Annotated in this window: 22 protein-coding genes and 1 pseudogene; 19 read left to right on the top strand and 4 right to left on the bottom strand. The window is 73.0% G+C overall.

Annotated elements, in window-relative coordinates; all coding sequences use genetic code 11:
* The coding region (locus tag ADY01_RS13065; protein ID WP_049571157.1) for a sensor histidine kinase at positions 1 to 1216 on the top strand (1216 nt) is incomplete at its 5' end.
* 272 nt (positions 1217 to 1488) lie between these two features.
* Complete coding sequence (locus ADY01_RS13070) at positions 1489 to 1788, top strand: DUF4193 domain-containing protein (RefSeq protein WP_049571160.1); 300 nt, start codon at positions 1489 to 1491, stop codon at positions 1786 to 1788.
* A 19-nt stretch (positions 1789 to 1807) separates the two neighbouring features.
* Here ADY01_RS13070 and ADY01_RS13075 read toward each other — a convergent pair whose 3' ends face one another.
* A complete protein-coding gene (locus ADY01_RS13075) occupies positions 1808 to 2260 on the bottom strand; it encodes a DUF3093 domain-containing protein (protein ID WP_107081717.1) in 453 nt (150 codons plus the stop codon).
* An 85-nt stretch (positions 2261 to 2345) separates the two neighbouring features.
* On the opposite strand from ADY01_RS13075, the gene dut reads away from it, so the two are divergent.
* The 11 genes from dut (at position 2346) to ADY01_RS13130 (ending at position 13211) form a co-directional block, all read left to right on the top strand.
* Positions 2346 to 2843, top strand: coding sequence for a dUTP diphosphatase (gene dut, locus ADY01_RS13080; protein WP_049571210.1), 498 nt, complete (start codon positions 2346 to 2348; stop codon positions 2841 to 2843).
* Between the two features lies 1 nt (position 2844).
* A complete protein-coding gene (locus ADY01_RS13085) occupies positions 2845 to 3609 on the top strand; it encodes a DUF3710 domain-containing protein (protein ID WP_049571172.1) in 765 nt (254 codons plus the stop codon).
* 83 nt (positions 3610 to 3692) lie between these two features.
* The gene (locus ADY01_RS13090) at positions 3693 to 4004 is read left to right on the top strand and encodes a DUF6343 family protein (protein WP_049571213.1); all 312 of its coding nucleotides are present in this window, start codon (positions 3693 to 3695) and stop codon (positions 4002 to 4004) included.
* Positions 4005 to 4206: 202 nt separating this feature from the next.
* Positions 4207 to 4296 (top strand): K(+)-transporting ATPase subunit F, encoded by a 90-nt coding sequence (gene kdpF / locus ADY01_RS38100; RefSeq protein ID WP_049571175.1) that lies wholly within the window; start codon positions 4207 to 4209, stop codon positions 4294 to 4296.
* A gap of 9 nt (positions 4297 to 4305) precedes the next feature.
* Positions 4306 to 5970: a potassium-transporting ATPase subunit KdpA gene (gene kdpA / locus ADY01_RS13100; protein WP_199826222.1), complete on the top strand. Its 1665-nt coding sequence runs from the start codon at positions 4306 to 4308 to the stop codon at positions 5968 to 5970.
* Positions 5967 to 8072 carry a potassium-transporting ATPase subunit KdpB gene (gene kdpB / locus ADY01_RS13105; protein ID WP_049571178.1) on the top strand — a complete coding sequence of 702 codons (2106 nt, stop codon included), beginning with the start codon at positions 5967 to 5969 and terminating at the stop codon, positions 8070 to 8072. Before kdpA ends, kdpB begins: the two co-directional genes overlap by 4 nt.
* A gap of 5 nt (positions 8073 to 8077) precedes the next feature.
* Positions 8078 to 8686 (top strand): potassium-transporting ATPase subunit KdpC, encoded by a 609-nt coding sequence (gene kdpC, locus ADY01_RS13110; protein WP_049571218.1) that lies wholly within the window; start codon positions 8078 to 8080, stop codon positions 8684 to 8686.
* A gap of 92 nt (positions 8687 to 8778) precedes the next feature.
* Entirely contained in the window at positions 8779 to 11349 is a 2571-nt protein-coding gene (locus tag ADY01_RS13115) for a sensor histidine kinase (RefSeq protein WP_049571180.1), read from the top strand.
* Positions 11324 to 12004, top strand: a complete 681-nt coding sequence (locus ADY01_RS13120; protein WP_049571221.1) for a response regulator — start codon at positions 11324 to 11326, stop codon at positions 12002 to 12004. Before ADY01_RS13115 ends, ADY01_RS13120 begins: the two co-directional genes overlap by 26 nt.
* A gap of 30 nt (positions 12005 to 12034) precedes the next feature.
* Positions 12035 to 12445, top strand: coding sequence for an OB-fold nucleic acid binding domain-containing protein (locus ADY01_RS13125; protein WP_049571183.1), 411 nt, complete (start codon positions 12035 to 12037; stop codon positions 12443 to 12445).
* Between the two features lie 4 nt (positions 12446 to 12449).
* Positions 12450 to 13211: a DUF3159 domain-containing protein gene (locus tag ADY01_RS13130; RefSeq protein WP_078900258.1), complete on the top strand. Its 762-nt coding sequence runs from the start codon at positions 12450 to 12452 to the stop codon at positions 13209 to 13211.
* A gap of 40 nt (positions 13212 to 13251) precedes the next feature.
* Here ADY01_RS13130 and ADY01_RS13135 read toward each other — a convergent pair whose 3' ends face one another.
* Together ADY01_RS13135 and ADY01_RS13140 are read right to left on the bottom strand one after the other, a co-directional pair.
* The gene (locus ADY01_RS13135) at positions 13252 to 13935 is read right to left on the bottom strand and encodes a potassium channel family protein (RefSeq protein WP_049571189.1); all 684 of its coding nucleotides are present in this window, start codon (positions 13933 to 13935) and stop codon (positions 13252 to 13254) included.
* A complete protein-coding gene (locus ADY01_RS13140; RefSeq protein ID WP_049571192.1) occupies positions 13932 to 14597 on the bottom strand; it encodes a potassium channel family protein in 666 nt (221 codons plus the stop codon). Before ADY01_RS13140 ends, ADY01_RS13135 begins: the two co-directional genes overlap by 4 nt.
* An 82-nt stretch (positions 14598 to 14679) precedes the next feature.
* Between ADY01_RS13140 and ADY01_RS13145 the strand changes: the two genes are divergently transcribed.
* The 5 genes from ADY01_RS13145 to mmuM all read left to right on the top strand — a co-directional run bounded on the left by ADY01_RS13145 (position 14680) and on the right by mmuM (position 22841).
* Positions 14680 to 16698, top strand: a complete 2019-nt coding sequence (locus ADY01_RS13145; RefSeq protein WP_049571194.1) for an APC family permease — start codon at positions 14680 to 14682, stop codon at positions 16696 to 16698.
* Positions 16699 to 16802: 104 nt separating this feature from the next.
* Positions 16803 to 18167 carry a class I SAM-dependent RNA methyltransferase gene (locus tag ADY01_RS13150; RefSeq protein WP_049571197.1) on the top strand — a complete coding sequence of 455 codons (1365 nt, stop codon included), beginning with the start codon at positions 16803 to 16805 and terminating at the stop codon, positions 18165 to 18167.
* A gap of 36 nt (positions 18168 to 18203) precedes the next feature.
* On the top strand, positions 18204 to 20942 hold the full coding sequence (locus ADY01_RS13155) for an AfsR/SARP family transcriptional regulator (protein WP_049571199.1): 2739 nt from the start codon (positions 18204 to 18206) through the stop codon (positions 20940 to 20942).
* Positions 20943 to 21022: 80 nt separating this feature from the next.
* Complete coding sequence (locus tag ADY01_RS13160; protein WP_049571201.1) at positions 21023 to 21943, top strand: LLM class F420-dependent oxidoreductase; 921 nt, start codon at positions 21023 to 21025, stop codon at positions 21941 to 21943.
* Between the two features lie 19 nt (positions 21944 to 21962).
* Positions 21963 to 22841 carry a homocysteine S-methyltransferase gene (mmuM, locus tag ADY01_RS13165; RefSeq protein ID WP_049571204.1) on the top strand — a complete coding sequence of 293 codons (879 nt, stop codon included), beginning with the start codon at positions 21963 to 21965 and terminating at the stop codon, positions 22839 to 22841.
* 399 nt (positions 22842 to 23240) lie between these two features.
* On the opposite strand, the gene ADY01_RS13170 is transcribed toward mmuM, so the two are convergent.
* Positions 23241 to 23771 carry an RICIN domain-containing protein gene (locus ADY01_RS13170; protein WP_159001180.1) on the bottom strand — a complete coding sequence of 177 codons (531 nt, stop codon included), beginning with the start codon at positions 23769 to 23771 and terminating at the stop codon, positions 23241 to 23243.
* Between the two features lie 181 nt (positions 23772 to 23952).
* On the opposite strand from ADY01_RS13170, the pseudogene ADY01_RS36005 reads away from it, so the two are divergent.
* Positions 23953 to 24434 (top strand): annotated as a pseudogene (locus tag ADY01_RS36005) (XRE family transcriptional regulator); the annotation flags it as partial.

A 24434-nucleotide genomic window follows, 5' to 3' on the forward strand; every position in this document is an offset into this window, starting at 1 on the left:
CCCCAAGCCCCACTGGGACCCGCACGAGGCGGAGCAGCCGCGCAGCTGGCTGCGCCCCACCATCCGGATCCGGCTCACCCTGCTGTACGGCGGGATGTTCCTGATCGCCGGTGTGGTGCTGACGACGATCATCTACCTGCTGGCCGCCCAGGCGCTGGGCCGCGGGACCGAGACACCGTTCCGTTTCAACAACGAGACCACCCAAGTGACGATCACCTCCGACGTCTGCCCGGCGCTGCCGAGCCCGGTGCGGGCACAGGAGTTCGAGGTGTGGCTCGCGGACTGCTCCGACACCCAGCGCGCCATCGCGCTGGACCAGTTGCTGCGCAGCTCGCTGCTCGCGCTGCTCGGCCTCGCGGTGGCGGCCTTCGCGTTCGGCTATGTCATGGCGGGCCGGGTGCTCGCGCCGCTGGGGCGCATCACCCGGACCGCGCGCCGGGTGGCCGGTTCCGACCTGCACCGGCGGATCGAGCTCGACGGCCCCGACGACGAGCTGAAGGAGCTGGCGGACACCTTCGACGAGATGCTGGACCGCCTGGACCGGGCGTTCACCGCCCAGCAGCGCTTCGTGGCGAACGCGTCGCACGAGCTGCGCACCCCGCTCGCGATCAACCGCACGCTGCTCGAGGTGCAGCTCTCCGATCCCGATGTCTCGCCCGAGGTCGTCCAGCTGGGGAACACGCTCCTGGCGACGAACGAGCGCAGCGAGCAGCTGGTCGAGGGGCTCCTGCTGCTCGCCCGCAGCGAGAACGAGCTGGTGGACCGGAAGCCGGTGGACCTCTCCGAGGTCGCGGGGCAGGCGGTCGAGCAGAGCCGCGAGGATGCCCGGGGCAGGGGCGTGGAGCTGCTGGGAGTGCGCCCCCAGGTATTCGTGCACGGGAACGGAGTGCTCCTGGAGCGTGTCGCACTGAACCTGGTACAGAACGCGGTGCGGTACAACATTGCAGCGGACGGCTGGGTCCGGGTGGACGTGGAAGCGCTCCCCGGTCGGGCTGTTCTCGTGGTGGAGAATACCGGCCCGGTGGTGCCCGCCTACGAGGTCGATAATATGTTCGAGCCGTTCCGGCGGCTCAGGACGCAGCGCACGGGCAGCGACAAAGGTGTCGGCCTCGGGCTGTCCATCGTCCGGTCGGTGGCGCGGGCGCACGGCGGCTATGTCGTGGCCCAGCCCCGGGAGAGCGGCGGGCTCGTCATGCGCGTGACCTTTCCGGTCTGAGCGCCCGGCGAGACGGGAAAGAGGGAGATGTGATCTATCACATACCGGCGTCCGGCAAGGGCGGGCGCCCAGCGGCCGCAGCAGGCGTTTTGGCCCGTTAACGGCCCGATCGGCAGCCGGAATGATCACCTCTTCAGGCGTTCGGTTGGGTGTCGATTGAGTAACACCACTTGATGTGAGGCAAAATCTCCGCCTCAGGTCGGGCACAAAGTCCGACCCCCCGCGCGTTACGAGCGCTGGAGATACCGAGACACCCGGAGGGGGAGAACGAAATGGCAACCGACTACGACACTCCACGCAAGACCGACGATGATGTCAACGAAGACAGCATCGAGGAGCTGAAGGCCCGGAGGAACGACAAGTCGGCGTCCACGGTCGATGTGGACGAGTTCGAGCAGGCGGAGGGCCTTGAACTGCCCGGCGCCGACCTTTCGAACGAAGAGCTGTCGGTCCGGGTGCTGCCTCGGCAGGCGGACGAGTTCACCTGCATGAGCTGCTTCCTGGTGCACCACCGTTCGCAGCTCGCCTCGGAGAAGGACGGCCAGCCCATCTGCCGCGACTGCGCGGCATGAGGGCCCGCCCGGTCCTGGCCTACGCCACGTCCGGGCGGGCCGCACCCAGCGCCGCGGTGAGGCGGTCGGGCCTGCGGGTCGACAGGTAGAGATAGGGCGTCGGATCATCCGGGTCCTTCACTTCGACCCGCACCGCCGTCGGGATGTAGGCGCGGAGCAGCATATGAGCTCGGGCATCCGCACGGTGAGTGCGCCAGGCGCGCGCCTCGTCGGCGTCGAGGGTCCGGGCCTCACCCAGAGCCGAGAGCGGGATTCTGGCCTGCCCCGCGATCAGGGAGTCGGCCACCACCCGGATCCGAGCCGATCCGTAGGTGCTCAGGCCCACTCCGACCAGCGTCCCGCCGGCGGCCAGTCCGCAGAGCAGCGCCACGGCGCCCAGCGGCACCAGGGCGACGGCGAACAGCCCCAGCCCGAGCACCGCCATCAGCCACCACGATCTGGGCACGGTCAGTCGCTCGTCATAGGGCTTCATGGGCCCAAGCATGGCAGGCTTGCCCCCTGTACTCCCCGGCGGCGGTAGGGTCTGCACCGTGAGTGCCCCCCCGAGCAGAGCCCCCCTGGACGTCCTCATCCGGCGGTTGGACCCGGCGGTCCCCGTGCCGTCCCGGGCGCACCCCGGCGACGCCGGCGTCGATCTGGTCACCACGGAGGCGGCGGAGCTGCCCCCCGGCGAGCGCGCCATGCTGCCGACCGGCGTTTCGATCGCCCTTCCCGACGGGTACGCCGCGTTCGTGCACCCACGTTCCGGACTGGCCGCCCGTTGCGGGGTGGCCATGGTGAACGCACCCGGCACCATCGACGCCGGGTACCGTGGAGAGATCAAGGTCATCGTGATCAATCTGGATCCGCGGGAGACCGTACGGTTCCAGCCATTCGACCGGATCGCGCAGCTCGTTGTCCAGCGGGTGGAGACGGTTCGTTTTCACGAGGTCGCGGAGCTGCCGGGATCGGCGCGGGCCGCGGGGGGTTTCGGCTCAACGGGCGGCCATGCGAGCGTGCACAACCCCTATGCTGCGGTCGGTCCCGGCGGGACTGCCGACCGGAAAGGACAGTGACGTGTTCGGACGTCGTCGTAAGCGGAACGAGGAGCCAGAGGACGCGGTCGAGGCGACCGCGGAGGAGGAGGCTCCTGACGAGGACGAGGTGCGTCGGGTGAAGCTGGAGCCCGCGCCCCGGCCGGACGGGCCCTGGGACGTGAGCGAGGTCGGCAAGCCGGCCGAGGGCCGCGTCGACCTCGGTGGCCTGTTCATCCCGGGTGTGCAGGGCATGGAGCTGCGCGTCGAGGTCGCGGGGGACGCGATCGTCGCCGCGACCGTGGTGGTCAAGGACAGCGCGGTCCAGCTCCAGGCGTTCGCCGCCCCCAAGCGCGAGGGGATCTGGGGCGAGGTCCGCGAGGAGATCGCCGCCGGGATCACGCAGCAGGGCGGCGTGATCGACGAGATCGAGGGCCCGCTGGGCTGGGAGCTGCGGGCCAAGGTGCCGGTGCAGCTGCCCGACGGCAAGCGCGGCATGCAGGTCGTGCGCTTCATCGGCGTGGACGGCCCGCGCTGGTTCCTGCGGGGCGTGATCTCGGGGCAGGGCGCGGTCCAGCCGCAGGCCGGGGGCCTCCTGGAGCAGATCTTCAAGGACACCGTCGTCGTCCGCGGCGATACCCCGATGGCCCCCCGCGACCCGATCGTCCTCAAGCTCCCCGAGGACGCCCAGATGGTGCCGGACGGGGTCAAGCAGGAGCAGGCGCCGGACGACGGCGCGCCCGTCTCCCGCTTCGCGGGCGGCCTGGACAAGCTGCGCCGCGGCCCGGAGATCTCCGAGGTCAGGTGACCCGCGCCCCGCCGCTCCTCGGCCGCGGCGGGGTGTGTCACGGCACCCCCGGGGTACTCGGCGGCCTCCGGGAGGAGGCCGCCATGGTCAACGGACGCCACCGGCGGACCGGCACCGAGCCGGTGACCGCCTACAGCGCGCTGCGCCTGCGCCTGGTGCTCAACGGGATCTTCCTCCCGTTGTTCGCCGCCCTGACCGTCGCGCTGGCGATCTGGTGGGGGAGCACGGACAGTGACGGAAGCCCGAGCCCGGCGGTGCTGGGCTGGCTGACGCTGGCCGCCGCGGTACTCACCGTGATCGCGGCGATGGATCTGGCGATCGTTCTCCGCCGCCGCCGGGCCGAGGAGCGGGGCGAGGACCAGGGGTGGGGCGAGGGCGGACAGGGGCCCGCGTAAGCGAGCCGTCAAGGGTGGGCGGGGCCGTGTCAGAGGGCCGTCAAGGGACGTCTCATCGGGCCCGCGTGGATGTTCCCTGAAGGGGTCAGCAACACCGACCCTGTCCCCTTCAGGAGCATCCGATGGCCGATGTGGTCTTCGTCCTCGTCACCGTGGCGGGCTTCGCCCTGGTGGCCCTCGTCGCCCAGGCGGTGGCGAAGCTGTGACCACGGAGAACGTCGCCGGACTGTGCGTCGCCGCGGTCCTGCTCGGCTACCTCGTCCTGGCTCTGCTGTTCCCCGAGAAGTTCTGAGCGCCCGCCGTGGACCAGACTCTCGCGGACATCCTCCAGATCCTCGCCCTGGTCGTGGCGCTGGTGCTCGTGCACCGCCCGCTGGGCGACTACATGGCCGCCGTCTACACCAGCAAGAAGCACCTGCGCGCCGAGCGCTGGATCTACCGCGCGATCGGCGCGGACCCCGACGCGGAGATGCGCTGGACCGCGTATCTGCGCGGGGTGCTCGCCTTCTCCCTGGTCGGCGTGGTCTTCCTCTACGCCCTCCAGCGGGTGCAGAACCACCTCCCCTGGTCCGTGGGCTTCGACCCGATCGCCCCCGACCAGGCGTTCAACACCGCCGTCTCCTTCGTCGCCAACACCAACTGGCAGTCGTACTCGGGCGAGGCCGCCATGGGCCACCTCGTCCAGGCCGGCGGCCTCGCGGTGCAGAACTTCGTCTCCGCCGCCGTCGGCATGGCCGTCGCCGTGGCGCTGATCCGCGGCTTCGTCCGCTTCCGCACCGGGGGGCTCGGCAACTTCTGGGCCGACCTGGTCCGCGGCACCGTCCGCATCCTGCTGCCGATCTCGGTGCTGTTCGCGATCGTCCTGGTCGCGCTCGGCGTCATCCAGAACTTCTCGGACATCGGGCAGGTCACGACGGTCACCGGCGTCGACCAGAGCATCACCGGCGGCCCCGACGCCTCCCAGGAGGCCATCAAGCACCTGGGCACCAACGGCGGCGGCTTCTTCAACGCCAACTCCGCCCACCCGTTCTCCAACCCGAACGGCATCAGCAACCTGCTGGAGATCTTCCTCCTGCTGGTCATCCCGTTCTCGATGCCGCGCACCTTCGGCGCGATGGTCGGCAACGTCAAGCAGGGCTACACGATCGTCGCCGCGATGGGCGCGATCTGGCTGGCCGGCGTCGTCGCCGTCACCGTGCTGGAGGCCCAGGCCCCGGGCACCGCCTCGCAGCTCGCGGGCGGCTCCATGGAGGGCAAGGAACAGCGGCTCGGCGAGGGTGCCTCCTCGCTGTTCGCCGTGTCCACCACCATGACCTCGACGGGCGCGGTCAACTCCTTCCACGACTCCTTCCAGGGCCTCTCCGGCGGCGTGCTGATCTTCGGCATGGTGCTCGGCGAGGTCGCCCCGGGAGGCGTCGGCTCGGGCCTGTACGGGATGCTGATCCTGGCCATGATCGCGGTCTTCATCTCCGGGCTCATGGTCGGCCGCACCCCCGAGTACCTGGGCAAGAAGCTGGGTGCCCGGGAGATCAAGCTCGCCGCCTGCTACATCCTCGTCACCCCCGCCCTGGTCCTGGGCGGCACCGCCCTGGCCATGGCCAACGGCAAGGGCGAGGAGGCCATGACGAACATCGGCCCGCACGGTTTCTCCGAGGTCCTCTACGCCTACGCGTCCGCCTCGAACAACAACGGCAGCGCGTTCGCCGGATTCGGTGCCGACACCGAGTTCTTCAACACCACCCTCGGCCTGTGCATGCTGCTGGGCCGCTTCCTGCCCATGGTGTTCGTCCTCGCGCTGGCCGGCTCGCTGGCCGAGCAGCAGCGTGTCCCCGAGACCGCGGGCACCCTGCGCACCCACAAACCCCTCTTCGCCGGAATGCTCGTGGCGAGCACGGTCATCATCGCGGGCCTGACGTTCTTCCCGGCGCTGTCCCTCGGCCCGCTCGCGGAAGGACTCGCGACATGAGCACCACCACCCCCGTCCGTACCAGACCGGAGAAGACCCCGGAACGGCCCAGGGACGCCGCGGCCAGGGGCCGCGTCGCCCACGGCAGCTTCGACCCCCGCCTGCTGTGGGAGTCGATGCCCGAGGCGCTTCGCAAGCTCCACCCGCGGCTGCTGATCAAGGCGCCCGTCATGTTCGTCGTCGGCGCCGGCTCCGTGCTCACCACGGTGCTCGCCGTCACCGACCCGGGCGACTGGTTCGGCTGGACGATCGCCGCCTGGCTGTGGCTGACCGTCCTGTTCGCCAACCTCGCCGAGGCCGTGGCCGAGGGCCGCGGCCGGGCGCAGGCCGATTCGCTGCGCAAGGCCCGCACCGACACCGTCGCCCGGCGTCAGTCCGGGACCGGCGAGGAGCGCGTCCTCGGCACCCAGCTGCGCGTGGGCGACCGCGTCGTCTGCGAGGCGGGCGATGTCATACCCGGCGACGGCGATGTCGTCGAGGGCGTCGCCTCGGTCGACGAGTCGGCCATCACCGGCGAGTCGGCCCCCGTCATCCGCGAGTCCGGCGGCGACCGTTCCGCCGTCACCGGCGGCACCCGCGTGCTCTCCGACCGGATCGTCGTCCGGATCACCGCCAAGCCGGGGGAGACGTTCCTCGACCGGATGATCTCCCTCGTGGAGGGCGCCGCGCGACAGAAGACGCCGAACGAGATCGCGCTCAACATCCTCCTGGCCAGCCTGACCATCGTCTTCCTGATGGCCGTGGTCACGCTCCAGCCCTTCGCCGTCCACGCCGGGGCCGAGCAGTCCATGGTGGTGCTCACCGCGCTGCTGGTCTGCCTCATCCCGACCACGATCGGCGCGCTGCTGTCCGCGATCGGCATCGCCGGCATGGACCGGCTGGTGCAGCGCAACGTGCTGGCCACCTCGGGCCGCGCCGTCGAGGCGGCGGGGGACGTCTCCACGCTGCTGCTGGACAAGACGGGCACCATCACCCACGGCAACCGGCAGGCGTCCGCGTTCGTGGCCGCCCCCGGCGTCGCCGAGGCGGACCTCGCGGAGGCGGCCCAGCTCTCCTCGCTCGCCGACGAGACGCCCGAGGGCCGTTCCGTCGTCACCCTGGCCACCACGCGGTACGGGCGGCCGGAGCGGGACCAGGACGCGCCGGCGGGCGCGGAGTGGGTGGCGTTCACCGCCCAGACCCGCATGTCGGGCGTCGACGTCGGCGGGCGGTCCGTCCGCAAGGGCGCCGTCGGCGCCGTGACCGGCTGGGTGACCCAGCGGGGCGGCACCGTCCCCGACCCGGTCCTGGGCGCCGTCGAGGCCATCAGCGCGGGCGGCGGCACGCCCCTGCTGGTCGCGGAGGAACGTGATGGGACCGCCCGCGTGCTCGGGGCGATCCACCTCAAGGACGTCGTCAAGGACGGCATCCGCGAGCGGTTCGCGGAGCTGCGCCGGATGGGCATCAGGACCGTCATGATCACCGGCGACAACGCCAGGACCGCCCAGGCCATCGCCGAGGAGGCCGGCGTCGACGACTACCTCGCCGAGGCCACCCCCGAGGACAAGATGGCCCTGATCCGGCGGGAGCAGGCCGGCGGCCGGCTGGTCGCCATGACGGGCGACGGCACCAACGACGCCCCCGCCCTGGCCCAGGCCGACGTGGGCGTCGCGATGAACACCGGCACCTCCGCCGCCAAGGAGGCCGGGAACATGGTCGACCTGGACTCGGACCCGACCAAGCTGATCGAGATCGTCCAGATCGGCAAGCAGCTGCTCATCACACGCGGCGCCCTGACCACCTTCTCCATCGCCAACGACATCGCGAAGTACTTCGCGATCATCCCGGCGATGTTCGCGGTGGCCTACCCCAGCCTGGACGAGCTCAACATCATGGCCCTGTCCTCGCCCGAGTCGGCCATCCTCTCGGCGGTGATCTTCAACGCGCTGATCATCGTGGCCCTGGTCCCGCTCGCCCTGCGCGGCGTCGCCTATCGCCCGATGGGCGCGGACGCGATGCTCCGCCGCAACATCGGGATCTTCGGCGTCGGCGGCCTGATCGCCCCGTTCCTCGGCATCAAGGCCATCGACCTGCTCCTCTCCCTCATCCCTGGCATCGGGTGATCCTCATGTCCTTCCATCCCCGCGTCATGGCCCGCCCCCTGTGGGCGGCGTTCAGAGCGCTTCTCGTCCTCACCGTGATCACCGGGGTCATCTACCCCGCGGTGATCACCGGGGTGGCCCAGGCCGCCTTCTCCGACCGGGCCAACGGCTCCATGGTCGAGGCGGACGGCCGCGAGGTCGGATCCGAACTCATCGGGCAGACCTGGAACACCGAGGACGGCGACCCCGACCCGCGGTGGTTCCAGCCCCGTCCCTCGAACAGCGGCTACGACCCGAACGCGACCGGCTCCGGCCAGCTGGGCGCGAGCGACCCCACCCTGGTGGAGACGGTCACCGAGGCCAGGCGGCAGGTCGCCGCGTTCAACGGGGTGGCCGAGGACGAGGTCCCGCAGGACGCCGTCACCGGCTCGGGCTCCGCGATCGACCCGCACATCTCGCCGGACTACGCCGAGATCCAGGTCGCCCGCGTCGCCGAGGCCAACGGGCTCCCCGGGGAGCGGGTGGCCGCGCTGGTCGACGACCACACCGAGGGCCGGGACCTCGGCTTCCTCGGCAACGAGCGCGTCAACGTGCTCACCCTCAACCTGGCCCTGCGCGACCTCGCCCGGGGCTGACCCGCGCCGCCGTCCCACGGGACCCCGGCGGGCGGCGCCCCACGACCAGGTGGCCGCCCGCCGGAGCGCGGCCGGAGAGCGAGAATGGAACCATGGCACGACGCGGCAGACTGCGGATCTACCTCGGGGCGGCCCCCGGCGTGGGCAAGACCTACGCCATGCTCTCCGAGGCCCACCGCCGCTCCGAGCGCGGCACCGACCTCGTCGTGGCCCTCGTCGAGCACCACGACCGACCCCGCACCCAGGTCCTGCTCCAGGGCCTCGAACAGGTGCCGCGCCAGGAGTTCCGCTACCGCGACCGGCTCTTCACCGAGATGGACACGGAGGCGGTGCTGCGCCGCGCCCCGAAGGTCGCCCTCGTGGACGAGCTGGCGCACACCAACGTCCCCGGCGCGCGCCACGAGAAGCGCTGGCAGGACATCGAGGAGCTGCTCGACGCCGGGATCGACATCGTCTCCACCGTCAACATCCAGCACCTGGAGTCGCTGGGCGACGTTGTGGAGTCCATCACCGGCGTCCGCCAGCGCGAGACCGTGCCGGACGAGGTGGTCCGCGCCGCCGACCAGATCGAGCTGGTCGACATGGCACCCGAGGCGCTGCGCCGCCGGATGGCCCACGGCAACATCTACGCCCCCGACCAGGTGGACGCCGCGCTGTCCCACTACTTCCGTCCGGGGAACCTGACCGCCCTGCGGGAGCTCGCCCTCCTGTGGACCGCCGACCGCGTCGACTCCTATCTCCAGCGGTACCGCAGCGAACACGGCATACGGTCCACCTGGCACGCCAGGGAGCGCATCGTGGTCGGCCTCACCGGCGGCCCCGAGGGCCCCACCCTCGTCCGCCGCGCCGCCAGGATGGCCGCCAAGAGCTCGGGCAGCGAGGTCCTGGCCGTCTACGTCTCCCGGGCCGACGGCCTCACCTCGGCCTCCCCGCGCGAGCTGGCCGCCCAGCGGACCCTGGTCGAGCAGCTGGGCGGCTCGTTCCACCATGTGATCGGCGACGACATCCCCGCCGCGCTGCTGGACTTCGCCCGCGGGGTGAACGCCAACCAGATCGTCCTCGGCTCCAGCCGCCGCAAGACCTGGCAGTACATCTTCGGGCCGGGCGTCGGCACCACCGTGGCGCGCGAGTCCGGCTCCGACATCGACGTGCACATCGTCACCCACGACGAGGTGGCCAAGGGACGCGGCCTGCCCGCGGCCCGCGGCGCCCGCCTCGGCCGCTCGCGGACCCTCACCGGGTGGATCCTCGGCCTGGCCGGGCCGCTGCTGCTGACCCTGGCCCTGTCCGAGCCCGCGCCGGGGGCCGAGTTCGCCAGCGACGTCCTGCTGTTCCTCTCCGTCACCGTGCTCGCCGCCCTGACCGGCGGCCTCTACCCGGGCGTCGTCTCCGCCCTGGTGGGCTCGCTGATGCTGAACTACTACTTCGCCAGGCCCACCGGCCAGTGGTCGATCTCCGAGGGCCACAACGTGGTCGCCATCGTCGTCTTCTTCGCCATCGCCGTGGCCGTCGCCTCGGTCGTGGACCACTCGGCCCGCCGCACCCAGCAGGCCGCAAGGCTCCGCGCCGAGTCCGAGACGCTGACGCTGCTGGCCGGCAGCGTCCTGCGCGGCGAGGACACCCTCCCCGCCCTGCTGGAACGGGCCAGGGAGACGTTCGGCATGGAGACGGCCGCCCTGCTGGAGCGCGACCCGGAGCGCCGCACCTGGTCCTGCGTCGGCAGCGTCTCCGTCCACGACCCGGCCCGCCCGCTCAACAAGCCGGACGACGCCGACGTGGACGTGCCCGTGGGCGACAGCACCATGCTGGCGCTCTCCGGCCGCGTGCTGCCCGCCGAGGACCGCCGGGTGCTGACCGCCTTCGCCGCCCACGCCGCGGGGATACTGGACCGCCAGCGGCTCAAGGACGAGGCGGGGCGCGCCCACAAGCTCGCCGAGGGGAACCGGATCCGCACCGCCCTGCTGGCCGCCGTCTCGCACGACCTGCGCACGCCCCTGGCGGCGATCAAGGCCAGCGTCTCCAGCCTCCGCTCGGACGATGTCGCCTGGTCCCCGGAGGACGAGGCGGACCTGCTGGAGAGCATCGAGCAGGGCGCCGACCGCCTCGACCAGCTCGTGGGGAACCTGCTGGACATGTCCCGCCTCCAGACCGGCACCGTCGAGCCGCTGATCCGCGAGATCGACCTCGACGAGGTGGTGCCGCGGTCCCTCGGCGGCATCCCCGACGTGAACGCCGTCCAGCTCGACATCCCCGAGTCGCTGCCGTTCGTCGCCGCCGACCCCGGCCTGCTGGAGCGCAGCGTCGCGAACATCGTGGAGAACGCCGTCAAGTACAGCCCGGCGGGGCAGCGCGTCCTGGTCAGCGCCAGCACCCTGGGCAACCAGGTCGAGCTGCGCGTCGTCGACCGCGGCACCGGCGTGCCCGACGCCGACAAGGAGCGGATATTCGAGCCCTTCCAGCGCTACGGGGACACCCCGAGGGGCAACGGGGTCGGCCTCGGGCTCGCCGTCGCCCGCGGCTTCGCCGAGGCGATGCACGGCACCCTCCACGCCGAGGACACCCCCGGCGGCGGGCTGACCATGGTGCTGACCCTTCCCACCGCACGCCAGACGGCCAGGACCGAACGAGAGGCGACCCATGCACCGGGTGCTCGTAGTCGATGACGAACCGCAGATCCTCAGGGCCCTGGTCATCAACCTCAAGGCGCGCACGTACGAGGTGGACACCGCCGCCGACGGCGCGTCCGCGCTGCGGCTGGCGGCCGAGCGGCACCCCGACGTGATCATCCTGGACCTCGGGCTGCCCGACATGGACGGCGTCCGCGTCATCACCGGCATCCGCGGCTGGACCCGGGTGCCGATCATCGTGCTCTCCGCCCGCCACACCTCGGACGAGAAGGTAGAGGCCCTGGACGCCGGCGCCGACGACTACGTCACCAAGCCCTTCGGCATGGACGAGCTGCTGGCCCGGCTGCGGGCCGCGGTGCGCCGGGCCGAGCCGGGCGGCGCGGAGGACGAGGCCGTGGTGGAGACCGCGGGCTTCACCGTCGACCTGGCGGCCAAGAAGGTCAACCGCGACGGCCAGGACATCCGGCTGACGCCGACGGAGTGGCATCTGCTGGAGGTGCTCATCAGGAACACCGGCCGCCTCGTCAGCCAGAAGCAGCTCCTCCAGGAGGTCTGGGGCCCCTCCTACGGCACCGAGACCAACTACCTGCGGGTCTACATGGCCCAGCTGCGCCGCAAGCTGGAGGCCGACCCGTCGGCCCCCAGGCATCTGATCACCGAACCGGGTATGGGTTACCGCTTCGAGCGCTGACGGCGGGATCCGCCACGTTACGCTGATGGCATGAGTGCCGAAGGTGGCTCGGGGAACCGGAAGCGCGGAGGGCGGCTGAGGCGCCTGCTGGGGCGTTCCGGGCCGGATGGCGGCGAGGACCTCACCGCGGCGGCCGAGCCGCCGGACGCGGGCTGCACCCGCATCCGCGACTGCGGGGAGGGCCCGGCCGGGCGCCGCGTCGTCCGCGTGACCGGTACGCTGCGCACCGTGACCGAGCGCACCGTGGCGGGCATGCCCGCGCTCCAGGCGGAGCTGGACGACGGCACCGCGTCGCTCGACGTGGTGTGGCTGGGGCGGCGTGCCATCGCGGGCATAGAGCCGGGCCGCGCCATCGTCGCCTCCGGGCGGGTCACGGTGACGCACGGCCGGCCGGTGCTGTTCAATCCCCGATACGAGCTCCAACCCCGTGGACAGGAGTAGCCAGGTGAACCCACCGGAGCGCCAGCAGGGCGAGGCCGACCAGACGGTGGACGAGGCCGCGACGCGTGAGGCGTTCTTCGAGGCGTTCGGCGGCGTCCGCGGCATGGTGGAGACCACGGTCCCCGGCCTTGTCTTCGTGCTCAGCTACACCATCAACCGCAGCATCAACGTCTCGGCCGTCGCCGCCCTCGGCCTCTCCGCCGTGCTGCTGGTGGCGCGGCTGGTCCAGCGCGGCACCGCCAAGCACGCCTTCGGAGGCATCTTCGGCGTCGCGTTCGGCGCGGTCTTCGCGATGATGTCCGGCGACGCCAAGAACTTCTACCTCCCCGGCATGCTCTACACGCTGGGCCTCGGCATCGGCTATGTGGTGACCTCGCTCGCGGGGGTTCCGCTGCTCGGCCTCGTCCTCGGGCCCGTCTTCCGCGAGAACCTGTCGTGGCGCACCCGCAACCCCGGGCGGAAGGTGGCCTACACCAAGGCCAGTTACGTCTGGGGCGCGATCCTGCTGACCAAGTCCGCCATCACCTTCCCCATCTACTTCTGGGGCGACGCCACCCAACTGGGCTGGCTGCGGGTGGCACTCGGCATCCCGCCGTTCCTGCTGGCCGTCTACCTCACCTGGATCATCCTGGTGAAGGCCCCCGCCCCGATCGACGTGATCGCGGAGTGGGAGGCGCGCGAGAAGGCCCGCGAGGGGGGCGGCGACGACGACAGGGCGGCGGACGGCGAACCGGCCGCGCGGCGCACCGCGCTGGAGCCCGACTGACCGGACGGCCGGGCCCGTTGGGTCAGCCCGGCCGGGCCCGTCATTCCGGTGACTCCCTGGCGCCCCGCCGCGGCGAGAGCAGCTCCTCCAGCTGCCCCTCGCGGGCGGGCGCCGCGACGAACAGCAGCTCGTCGCCCGCCTCCAGGGCGTCGTCCGGGTCGGGGATCAGGACCCGCGCCCCGCGGATGATCGTGACCAGCGCGGTGTCCTGTGGCCAGGCCACCTCACCGACCCGGGTCCCGACCAGCGCCGCCGTCTCCGGGAGCGTCAGCTCCACCAGGCTGGCCTCGCCCTGGCTGAAGCGCAGCAGCCGCACCAGGTCGCCGATGCTCACGGCCTCCTCGACCAGCGCCGACATCAGCCGCGGCGTGGAGACGGCCACATCGACGCCCCAGGCGTCGTTGAACAGCCACTCGTTCTTCGGGTGGTTCACGCGGGCGACCACGCGCGGCACCCCGTACTCCGTCTTGGCCAGCAGCGACACCACCAGGTTGACCTTGTCGTCGCCGCTGGCCGCGATCACCACCTGGCACCGTTCGAGCGCGGCCTCGTCCAGCGTGGCGATCTCGCAGGCGTCCGCCAGCAGCCACTCGGCCGCGGGCACCCGCTCGACCGACACCGCGCCCGGCGCCTTGTCGATCAGCAGCACCTCGTGCCCGTTCTCCAGCAACTCGGCCGCGATCGAGCGCCCCCCCGCGCCCGCCCCCGCGATCACCACTCTCATCGGGGCTCCTCGGGACCGAGCAGGCACGCGGCCTCCACCTCGGCGACCCGGTCGCTGTACATCATCACGTGCACCAGGTCGCCCTCCTGCAACACCGTCCGCGCCGTGGGCAGTATGGCCTCGCCCATCCGCGTCAGGAACGCGACGCGAACGCCGGTCCGTTCCTGGAAGGCGCTGACCGTGTGCCCGAGCCAGGCGGCGGTCACATGGACCTCGGAGAGCTGGACGCCGCCGCTGGGGTCGCGCCACAGCGGCTCGGCGCCCGCGGGCAGCAGCCGGCGCAGCATCTGGTCCGCCGTCCACCGCACCGTGGCCACGGTCGGGATGCCGAGGCGTTCGTACACCTCCGCGCGGCGGGAGTCGTAGATGCGGGCGGTGACGTTCTCCACACCGAAGACCTCGCGGGCCACCCGGGCGGCGATGATGTTCGAGTTGTCGCCGCTGCTGACGGCGGCGAACGCGCCCGCGTCCTGGAGCCCGGCCTCGTTCAGGGTGTCGCGGTCGAAGCCGAGACCCGTCACCCTGCGTCCCCCGAAGCGTGAGCCGAGCCTGCGGAAGGCGGTCGCGTCGCGGTCGATGACCGCCACCGAGTGGCCGCGTTCCTCGAGGTTCTGGGCGAGGGTCGCGCCGACCCGGCCGCAGCCCATGATGACGATGTGCATAGGTCTCCTTCAGTGCCGACCACGCTACCGGGCAGGCAGCCCGGTGTCCGGATCAGGGCCGGTCCGGGCGTACCGTGTGGCCATGGACCACCCCAAGCGCCTGCTGCTGGGCCGCGCCCTCCGCAGCGACGCGCTGAGGGAGACGCTGCTCCGCAAGCGCATCGCCCTCCCGGTCTTCGCCTCGGACCCGCTCTCCTCCGTCGCGTACGCCCCGGGCGAGGTCCTCCTCATACTGTCGATCGCCGGCCTGGCGGCCTACCACAACAGCGTGTGGATCACCCTCGCCGTGGTCGTCCTGATGGTGACGGTCGTCGCCTCCTACCGGCAGACGGTCCACGCCTACCCCAACGGCGGCGGCGCCTACGCGGTGGTCTCCAGCACCTTCGGCCGCCGCGCCGGGCTCACCGTGGGCAGCGCCCTCCTCGTGGACTACGTGCTCACCGTCGCCGTCTCGGTCTCCGCCGGTGTCGACAACCTCGGCTCGGCGGTGAGCGTGGTCGAGCAGAACGAGATCATGTGCGCGGTCGTCATCATCGTCGCGCTCGCCCTGCTGAACCTGCGGGGCGCCAAGGAGTCGGGCACCCTCTTCGCCATCCCCACCTACGCGTTCGTCGTCGGCGTGCTCGGAACCGTCGTCTGGGGCGGCCTGAAGGCGCTCGAAGGCAAGGAGATGCGGGCGCCCAGCGCCGACTTCCACATCATCCCGGAGGAGACCAACCTCACCGGCTTCGCCACCGCGTTCCTGCTGCTCCGCGCGTTCTCCTCGGGCTGCGCCGCGCTCACCGGGGTGGAGGCCATCAGCAACGGCGTGCCCGCCTTCCGCGAGCCCAAGGGCCGCAACGCCGCGGGAACGCTGGCCATCATGGGGACGCTGGCCTCCATCATGTTCCTCGGGATCATGGCCCTGGCGCTCCACACCCACGTGCGCGTCGCGGAGGACCCGGCGCGGGACCTCGTCATCAACGGCGAGCCCGCGGGCTCCGGGTTCCACCAGGACCCGGTCATCGCCCAGGTCGGCGAGGCGGTGTTCGGCGGCGGGTCGTTCGCCTTCTACTGCCTGGCCGCGGCCACCGCGCTCATCCTCTTCCTCGCCGCCAACACCGCCTACAACGGCTTCCCCGTGCTCGGCTCGATCCTCGCCCAGGACCGCTTCCTGCCGCGCCAGCTGCACACCCGCGGCGACCGGCTGGCGTTCAGCAACGGCATCGCGCTGCTCACCGTCCTGGCCGGGCTGCTGGTCATCGCGTTCCGCGCCAATGTGAACCAGCTGATCCAGCTCTACATCGTCGGCGTCTTCGTCTCCTTCACCTTCAGCCAGAGCGGCATGGTCCGGCACTGGAACAGGCTGCTCGCCGACGAGGACGACCCCCGCGCCCGCCACCGCATGCACCGGGCCCGCGCGCTCAACGGCTTCGGCGCGGTCCTGTGCGCGGCGGTCCTGGCGATCGTGCTGCTCACCAAGTTCACCCACGGCGCCTGGGTCTCGATCGTCGGGATGGCCCTCTTCTACACGGTGATGACCGGCATCAGGCGCCACTACGACCGGGTGGCCGAGGAACTGGCGCTCGACGTGCCGGAGGAGGAGCTGGACGTGCGGCCCTCCCAGGTGCACGCCGTGGTCCTCGTCTCCCAGATCCACAAGCCCACCATGCGCGCCCTCTCCTACGCCAAGCTGCTGCGCTCCGACAGCCTGGTGGCCGTCACCATCGCCGTGGACCCGGACGACACCGGGCAGCTGAAGAGCGAGTGGAGGCGGCGCCACATCGACGTTCCGCTCAAGGTCCTGGACGCCCCCTACCGCGAGATCACGCACCCGGTCGTCGGGTTCGTGAAGGAGCTGCGCCGGGCGCATCCGCGGGACGTGGTGAGCGTGATCATCCCCGAGTACGTCGTCGGCCACTGGTACGAGGCGCTGCTGCACAACCAGAGCGCCCTGCGGCTCAAGGCCCGGCTGCTGCTGACCCCGGGGGTGACGGTGACCTCCGTGCCCTGGCAGCTGGTCTCCGCCGCGGCCGCCCGGAAGAGGGCGAAGCGGCGGCACGAGCGGCACCCCCCGGGGTCCATCCGCCGGGGCACCAGGCACCGGGCCAGGCAGCCGTAGACTGGACGGCCGCAGTTTCCTTCCCCGGTTTTTCCCGGTTTTTTCCCGGCGGGTCTCCCGGCCGGGTCCGTCCCGCAGCACTCCCGTCTGGAGCGAAACCCCTCATGGCCACCGAAGATCCCACGTCCAAGGCGGCCTCCCTGGTGGGCCAGGAGTACGAGGTCGAGGTCGGCTCCGTGGCCCACGGCGGGCACTGCGTGGCCCGCACCCCCGAGGGCCGGGTCCTCTTCGTCCGGCACACGCTGCCGGGGGAGCGCGTCCTCGCCCGGGTCACCGAGGGCCGCGAGGACTCGCGGTACCTGCGCGCCGACGCGGTGCGGGTGCTGACCGCGTCCAAGGACCGCGTGCCCGCCCCCTGCCCCTACGCCGGTCCCGGCAAGTGCGGCGGCTGCGACTGGCAGCACGCCAAGCCGGGGGCCCAGCGGCGGCTGAAGGGCGAGGTGCTGGCCGAGCAGCTGCGCGCGCTGGCCGGGCTCACGCCCGAGGAGGCCGGATGGGACGGCACCGTGGAGCCCGCCCCGGGCGACAAGCTGCCGCCGGGGGAGGTCCCGGCCTGGCGCACCCGCGTCCAGTACGCGATCGACGAGGAGGGCAGGGCCGGACTGCGCCGCCACCGCTCGCACGAGGTGGAGCCGGTCGAGCGCTGCCTGATCGCCGCCGAGACCGTGACCGAGCTGGGGATCGAACGCCGCACCTGGCCGGGCATCGCGGGCGTGGAGGTCGCCGCGGCCACCGGCTCCCACGACCGGATGGTGGTCCTGACCCCGCGGCCCGGCGAGCGGCTGCCGCTGGTGGAGCTCGACCGGCCGGTCTCCGTGATGCGCGGGGAGGAGAGCCGGGGACGCGGCGGCGAGACGCCGGTCCACCGGGTCCACGGCCGCGCTTTCGTCAGGGAACGCGCGGACGGCCGCACCTGGCGGGTGAGCGGCGGCGGCTTCTGGCAGGGGCACCGCGAGGCGGCCGGGCTGCTGGTGGACGCGGTGATGCGGGGCCTGACCCCGCGCAAGGGGGAGATGGCCCTCGACCTCTACTGCGGCGCCGGGCTCTTCGCCGGGGCGCTCGCCGACCGGGTCGGGGAGGCGGGCGCGGTGCTCGGGATCGAGGCATCGCAGCGTGCGGTGGTCGACGCCAGACACAATCTGGCCGATTTCCCGCGGGTCCGCGTCGAGCAGGGGACGGTGGCGCGGGTGCTGCCGAAGACCGGGATCACCCAGGCCGACCTGGTCGTTCTCGATCCGCCGCGAGCGGGCGCGGGCCGCGAGGTGGTCACCAGGATCGCGGGGCTCGGCGCGCGCCGCGTCGCCTATGTCGCCTGCGACCCGGCGGCGCTCGCACGCGACCTCGCGCATTTCCGCGAGTCCGGATACGAGCCGCGCTTCCTGCGGGCGTTCGACCTCTTCCCCATGACCCAGCACCTGGAGTGCGTGGCCATTCTCCAGCCCGCGAGGGGGGCCTCAACCGCGCAGTAGAGTGGTGGGCCACGGCATCGGCGGTGGGGGTTTCCCTTGGACATCCGGCTCCTCGGCCCGCTGGAGGTGGTGGCGGACCGCGGCACGCCCCTTCCCGTGGTCCCCCCGAGATTCCGGGCCGTTCTCGCCGCGCTGGCGCTGCGCGCGGGCGAGTTCGTGCCCTGCGAGGAGCTGGTCGAAGCGCTCTGGGGAGCCCGCCCGCCGAGGCGGGCCGCGGTGACGCTGCGCGGCTATGTCGCCCGGCTGCGCCGGTCGATGCCCCCGGGCCGGGTCCTCACCGAGCCGGGGGGCTTTCGTCTCGCGGTCCGCCCCGCGGAGACGGATCTGGGCCGGTTCCGCGCCGCGATGGGGCAGGCTCGCGAGCTGTCGGCGGGCACGCCCGAGCGTGCGGCCGCCCTGCTGGACGAGGCGCTCGGCCTGTGGCGCGGGGACCCGCTCGGCGACCTGCCCCGGGGGCCGCTGCGGCAGTGCGCGGGCCCGCCGCTGGACGAACTGCGCCTCCAGGCGCTGGAGGAGCGGTTCGAGCTGGGCCTCGTGCTGGGCCGGCACGCGGCCATCGCCGACGACCTGGTGGCCGCCGTGCGCGCGCACCCGCGGGAGCGGCTGACCCGCCAGGCCATCGCGGCCCTCGGGCGCTGCGGGCGGACGGTCGAGCAGCAGGTGCTGGAACGGGCCCTGCGCGACGCGGCCCGCGGCGGGCCGCCGCCGCAGGGGGCGGGGGCGCAGCTGGCGACGTTCCCCGCCGCCAGCTCCACCTTCGTCGCCCGTGGCCTCGAACTGGCCTGGATACGCGCCTGGTTGACCTGCGCGCCGGCCGCGCCCTCGGTCTGCCTGATCGACGGACCCGGCGGAGTCGGCAAGTCGACACTGGCGGTGCGCGCGGCCCGCGAGGTGGCCGACCGTTTCCCGGACGGGCTGCTCTATGTGGACCTGCGCGGCGCCGACCCGCGCAACCCGCCGCTCGACCTGCCCGAGGCGCGGCGGCTGCTCCTGGCCTCGCTCGGTACGCCGGGCAAGGAGGTCCCCCAGGACCCGTCGGCCGCCGCCGCGTTCTACCGGGAGCAGTTCACCCGCAGACGGGTGCTGATGGTCCTGGACAACGCGCTGGACGTGGACCAGGTGGCGCCGCTGCTGCCGGACGAGCCGTGCTCGGCGGCCCTGGTGACCAGCCGCACCGCGCTCACGGGCCTGCGCCAGGGGCGCCATCTGCATCTCAGACCCCTGACCACCGAGGAGGCCGTGACCCTGGTGCGGTCCGTGGCGGGCGGGTCGGCCCAGCGGGGGACTCCGGGGCAGTGGGAGGAGCTGGTTTCGCTGTGCGGCCGCCTGCCGCTGGCGCTGCGGATCGTGGCCGCGCGCATGGCGGCCAGGCCCGGCTGGGGCGTCGCCGACGTCACGGCCGCCCTCAGGGGCGAGCGGCGCGGGATGGACGAGCCGACCGCGGACGACCTCGACCTGCGGGCCGGCCTGATGGTGAGCATCGACCAGCTCGCGGCGGCGGGTGAGCCGGACGACAAGCGGGCGGCGGACCTGTTCCCGCTGCTGGGCGCACCGGCGGTCAGGTCGTTCAGCCCCGGGTCGGTGGCCGCCCTCGTGGGCTGCTCGGCGCAGGAGGCGCGACGGGCTCTGGAGCGGCTGGTCGAGGCGCGCATCGCGGAGCGCCCGCGGCCCGGCGTCTACACCCTCCATGACCTGGTGCACTCGGCCGCGGCCTGGCAGGCGGCGCGGCTGCCCTGTGAGCGGACGGGCGAGCGGCTGGCCGAGCTGGCGCGCTGGTACGTGGGCTCCCTCTTCCGGGTCAACGTGCCGCTGGCGCTGCCGGACTACTACCGCAGGCGCTACCAGGCGGGCGCCGACCGCTATCCGCAGGGGCGGCCGTTCACCTCGGTGGACGAGTCGCTGCCGTGGGCCGACGAGGCGCTGGACGACGTGGTCTCGCTGGCGCGGCAGCTCTCCGCGCCCCCGTACGACCAGGGCGATGAGCTGGGCGGCGCGCCGCTGTCCACGTTCTCGCTGGAGTGTGTCCGGGCGCTGGAGAGCTACTTCGGGATGCGGCTGAGCTGGCGGGCGCAGCGGCGGCTGTGCGAGATCACGCTGGAGGTGGGGCGGCGCAGGGGCGACCGTTTCGCGCAGGCGGTGGCGTACGGGCAGCTCGGCAAGGCGGCGGGCCAGCAGGGGCGCGGCGACCGGGGCGTGGAGCTGCTGCGCCGCGGGATCGATCTGTGCCGGTCGGCGGGCAGGCGGGTGGAGGCGCTGGCCATGACGCTCAACCTGGTGCCCTGCCTGGGCTCGGCGGGGCGGCTGACCGAGGCGGTGGAGGTGGCGGAGCGGGCGCTGGTCGAGGTCCGGCAGGCGGGGATCGAGGAGTTCCGGCCGCAGATCATCAACAACCTGGGCCGCTGCCAGCTCTTCCTCGGCAACCACGAGAAGGCGCGGCGCCTGCTGGTCCGCAACTACGAGGCGGGGCCGCTGCCGTACGAGCGGACCATCGCCGCCGGGGTGCTGGCCGAGTACCACCTGGAGATCGGCGAGTTCGAGGAGGCGGCGCGCTGGTCGGACCGGGCCCTCGCCCACGCCGCGGAGCAGCCGTTCGACCCGATCGTGGTGGCCCAGCAGCGGACCTGGCTGGCCGCGGCGCTGCGCGGACTCGGCCGCGAGGACGCGGCGCGGGCCGAGGAGACGCAGGCGCGGGCGGTCCTGGAGGACCTCAACAGCCGCGAGAACAGCCATCTGCGGGTGCGGACCGACGAGCGGTACCCGTCGCTCCCGTACTGACCTTCCCCGCCGGGTCCGCCACGCCGTGCGGGGCCGCGCCCCGGGGCGGGGCCCCGCCTGCCACGGCGGACAATGGGGTCATGGATCTGCGAATCTTCACCGAACCCCAGCAGGGCGCCGCGTACGACACCCTGCTGTCCGTCGCCAAGGCCACCGAGGACCTCGGCTTCGACGCCTTCTTCCGCTCCGACCACTATCTGAAGATGGGCAGCGTCGACGGGTATCCGGGGCCCACGGACGCGTGGATCACGCTGGCCGGGCTCGCGCGCGAGACCAGCAGGATCCGGCTGGGCACGCTGATGTCGTCGGCCACCTTCCGGCTGCCGGGCGTGCTGGCGATCCAGGTGGCGCAGGTGGACGCGATGTCCGGCGGGCGGGTCGAACTGGGCCTGGGCGCGGGGTGGTTCGCGGAGGAGCACACCGCCTACGGGATCCCGTTCCCCCAGGCCAAGTTCCCGCGGCTTGAGGAGCAGCTGGAGATCGTCACCGGGCTGTGGGAGACGCCGGTGGGGAAGACGTTCTCCTTCGAGGGCACGCACTACCGCCTCGAGGACTCGCCCGCGCTGCCCAAGCCCGCGCAGCGGAAGGTGCCGGTGCTGATCGGCGGCATGGGCAAGGAGCGGACGCCGCGCCTGGCCGCCCGCTACGCCGACGAGTTCAACGTCCCGTTCGCCTCCGTCGAGGACACCGCCGCGCAGTTCGGCCGGGTGCGGCGGGCGGTCGAGGACGCCGGGCGCACGCCGGAGGACCTGGTGTACTCCAACGCGCTGGTGGTCTGCGTGGGCAAGGACGAGGCGGAGGTCGCGCGGCGGGCGGACGCGATCGGCCGTGACGTGGACGACCTGCGGAGGAACGGGCTGGCCGGCTCGCCCGGCGAGGTGGTGGAGGCCATCGGGCGGTTCGCCGAGGTGGGCTCCCAGCGGATCTACCTCCAGGTGCTCGACCTGGACGACCTGGACCACCTGGAGCTGATCGCCTCACGGGTCATGCCGCAGCTGTGACGACCGCCCGCGCCGCGCGATGAGGGACCTGCCGCTCTCCGGGGGCCCGCTGGTCCTGGACGGCGGGCTGTCCACCCAGCTCGCCGCCCAGGGCTGCGACCTCGCCGACGAGCTGTGGACGGCGCGGCTGCTCGCCGAGGATCAGGACCGCCTCAGGGAGGCGCACGCGGCCTATGTGCGCGCCGGCGCGCAGGTCGTGATCACCGCCAGCTACCAGGCGTCGTTCGAGGGGTTCGCGCGCCGGGGCGTCGGGCGCCGCGCCGCGGCCCGGCTGTTCGGCGACAGCGTGCGGCTGGCGCGGGCCGCGGGGGCGCCGTGGGTGGCCGCCTCGGTCGGCCCGTATGGCGCGGTGCTCGGGGGCGGCGGCGAGTACCGGGGCCGGTACGGGCTGAGCGTCGCCGCTCTCGAACGCTTCCACCGGCCGCGGGTGGAGGCGCTGGTGGCGGCCGGGCCCGACCTGCTGGCGCTGGAGACCGTGCCGGACGCCGTGGAGGCCGAGGCGCTGCTGCGGGCGGTGCGCGGCTGCGGCGTTCCGGTGTGGCTCTCCTACACCGCCGCGGGGGGCCTGACCAGGGCGGGGCAGCCGCTCGGCGAGGCGTTCGCGGTGGCCGCCGACCGGGAGGAGGTGGTCGCGGTGGGCGTCAACTGCCTCGCGCCGGACGAGGTCCTGGGCGCGGTGGCGACGGCGCGCGCGGTCACGGGCAGGCCCGCGGTGGCGTACCCCAACAGCGGTGAGGGCTGGGACGCCGGCCGCGGCCGGTGGACGGGGGCCTCGGGCGCGGGCCTGATCGCCGGGCTCGCCCCGGCGTGGGCCGACGCGGGGGCGCGGCTGATCGGCGGCTGCTGCCGGGTGGGGCCGGGCGAGATCCGCGAGCTGGCGGCGGCGCTGGGGCGGTGATCCCCCGGCCCGCCCGCCTGACCTGACCTGACCTGGAGCTCCGTGGCCGGGGCCATCCGAGGCCATGCATTCAGGCCGTGTTGAACAGGTCCTCTTTCGCCCGGTCCGTCCCGGCTGAGAGGTCATGCGGCCAGGTGGATGCCCATGCTCGGGAGGGTGTCTGGTCACCGCGCCGTAGCTGCGGGGACACGCAACGCGACCGAAATCGACCGTGCCCTGGTGGAGTTCCGGCGGAAGTCCGGCAGACTCCCCGCAGGGACCGGTACCTCCGCTGTGCAGGGCAGAGGTCCCGGATGCCCCTCGACGGACCGCGCCGACGCTTCGCCTCCCCGCGTACGGCCTGGCGCGGTCCGTCCCCGTCGTCCCCGCTCACCGCGTTGGCCGCGGGGCGGCGGGCCGTCAGACGACGAGGCCGAAGGACTGCCGGGCGGAGCCGTCGCACGGCTCGGCCAGCAGCCGCTCGTCCAGGTCGGGGGGCGCGTTCCGTCCTGGCTGGGTCAGGCAGGCTCCGCTGCCCCGGTTGACGATGACCGTGCTGGTCTCGCCGATCCTGATGTCCCAGCTCTCCCACGCGCCGCCGTCGCACGGCGCTTGCCGCACCCAGGGCCCGGGGGCGAGCGGGCTGACGCCGAGGCAGCCGCGGGTGGCGGCGTTCACCAGGGCGGTGGCGCCGTCGGGGCGGATGACGACATCCCACCCCTGGGTGGGGGCACCGGTGATGGGCCGCATGCGCACGTACGGGTCGTCGGCGCCGGCGTCCGGGCCGACGGCGGTGGCGAAGGTGGACAGGGTGAGGTCGCCGATGAGCACGGGCATCTGCTCGGTGCTCGCCGGCTCGCCCGCCTGCGCGCTCGTGGGCACGAGTGCGGCGCAGGCGAGTGCGGCGGCGGACACGGAAGCGGCCAGCGGTGATAACGCTCTTCGTCTCATGCGGCGGAGTGTAATGAGCGTGGTCGCCATGTCCATGCCTTGCGCGGCGGGGCCCGCGTGGCCAGGGCGAGGGCGCGTCCCGGACAGAACCGGACAGACGGAGCCCGTACCGGCAGGTCAGGAGTGTCCGGGGGGCGAGGGCCGATTGCCAAGCGGCCCGCCCGGGACAACGATGGTCGCCATGGGCAACGCCGGCAAGCCGTGGCAGCAAGACCCGCGGAACGCCTCCGAGTTCGTCGCCGCGATGCGGCTGCTCAAGGAGCGTGCCGGGCTGACCTTCAGGGAGCTGGAGAAGCGGGCGGCCGAGGCGGGGGAGGTGCTGGCACGCTCCACGCTGGCCGACGTCCTGCGGCGGGGATCGCTGCCGCAGCCCTGGCTGCTCGCCGCGTTCGTCCGCGCCTGTGGGGACGGGCGGCGGCTGGGGTACTGGCTGCGGGCGAGGGACCGGATCCTGGCGGGCGACGTCGAGCCGGTGGAGCCGTTCCCCGCGACCGCCGGGCCCTCCCCGGCGCGGCGGGACTCCGCGGCGGAACGGGCCTGGCCGGGGCCGCTGCGGCAACTTCCGCCCCCACCCGCCCTCTTCACCGGCCGCGACCGCGAACTCGCCCTGCTGGACGAGGCCCTGATCCCCGGTGCCCCGGCCGGGGCCGGCTCCTCCGGTCC

Origin of the sequence: Streptomyces sp. SBT349, from assembly GCF_001083795.1 — a bacterium.
Classification (GTDB): Bacteria; Actinomycetota; Actinomycetes; order Streptomycetales; family Streptomycetaceae; genus Streptomyces.

Coding starts and splice junctions, on each gene's coding strand:
- ADY01_RS13070 (WP_049571160.1), top strand. CDS start 1,489: ATGGCAACCGACTACGACACTCCACGCAAGACCGACGATGATGTCAAC.
- ADY01_RS13075 (WP_107081717.1), bottom strand. CDS start 2,260: ATGAAGCCCTATGACGAGCGACTGACCGTGCCCAGATCGTGGTGGCTG.
- ADY01_RS13090 (WP_049571213.1), top strand. CDS start 3,693: ATGGTCAACGGACGCCACCGGCGGACCGGCACCGAGCCGGTGACCGCC.
- kdpB (WP_049571178.1), top strand. CDS start 5,967: ATGAGCACCACCACCCCCGTCCGTACCAGACCGGAGAAGACCCCGGAA.
- kdpC (WP_049571218.1), top strand. CDS start 8,078: ATGTCCTTCCATCCCCGCGTCATGGCCCGCCCCCTGTGGGCGGCGTTC.
- ADY01_RS13115 (WP_049571180.1), top strand. CDS start 8,779: ATGGCACGACGCGGCAGACTGCGGATCTACCTCGGGGCGGCCCCCGGC.
- ADY01_RS13120 (WP_049571221.1), top strand. CDS start 11,324: ATGCACCGGGTGCTCGTAGTCGATGACGAACCGCAGATCCTCAGGGCC.
- ADY01_RS13125 (WP_049571183.1), top strand. CDS start 12,035: ATGAGTGCCGAAGGTGGCTCGGGGAACCGGAAGCGCGGAGGGCGGCTG.
- ADY01_RS13135 (WP_049571189.1), bottom strand. CDS start 13,935: ATGAGAGTGGTGATCGCGGGGGCGGGCGCGGGGGGGCGCTCGATCGCG.
- ADY01_RS13140 (WP_049571192.1), bottom strand. CDS start 14,597: ATGCACATCGTCATCATGGGCTGCGGCCGGGTCGGCGCGACCCTCGCC.
- ADY01_RS13145 (WP_049571194.1), top strand. CDS start 14,680: ATGGACCACCCCAAGCGCCTGCTGCTGGGCCGCGCCCTCCGCAGCGAC.
- ADY01_RS13150 (WP_049571197.1), top strand. CDS start 16,803: ATGGCCACCGAAGATCCCACGTCCAAGGCGGCCTCCCTGGTGGGCCAG.
- ADY01_RS13160 (WP_049571201.1), top strand. CDS start 21,023: ATGGATCTGCGAATCTTCACCGAACCCCAGCAGGGCGCCGCGTACGAC.
- mmuM (WP_049571204.1), top strand. CDS start 21,963: ATGAGGGACCTGCCGCTCTCCGGGGGCCCGCTGGTCCTGGACGGCGGG.
- ADY01_RS13170 (WP_159001180.1), bottom strand. CDS start 23,771: ATGAGACGAAGAGCGTTATCACCGCTGGCCGCTTCCGTGTCCGCCGCC.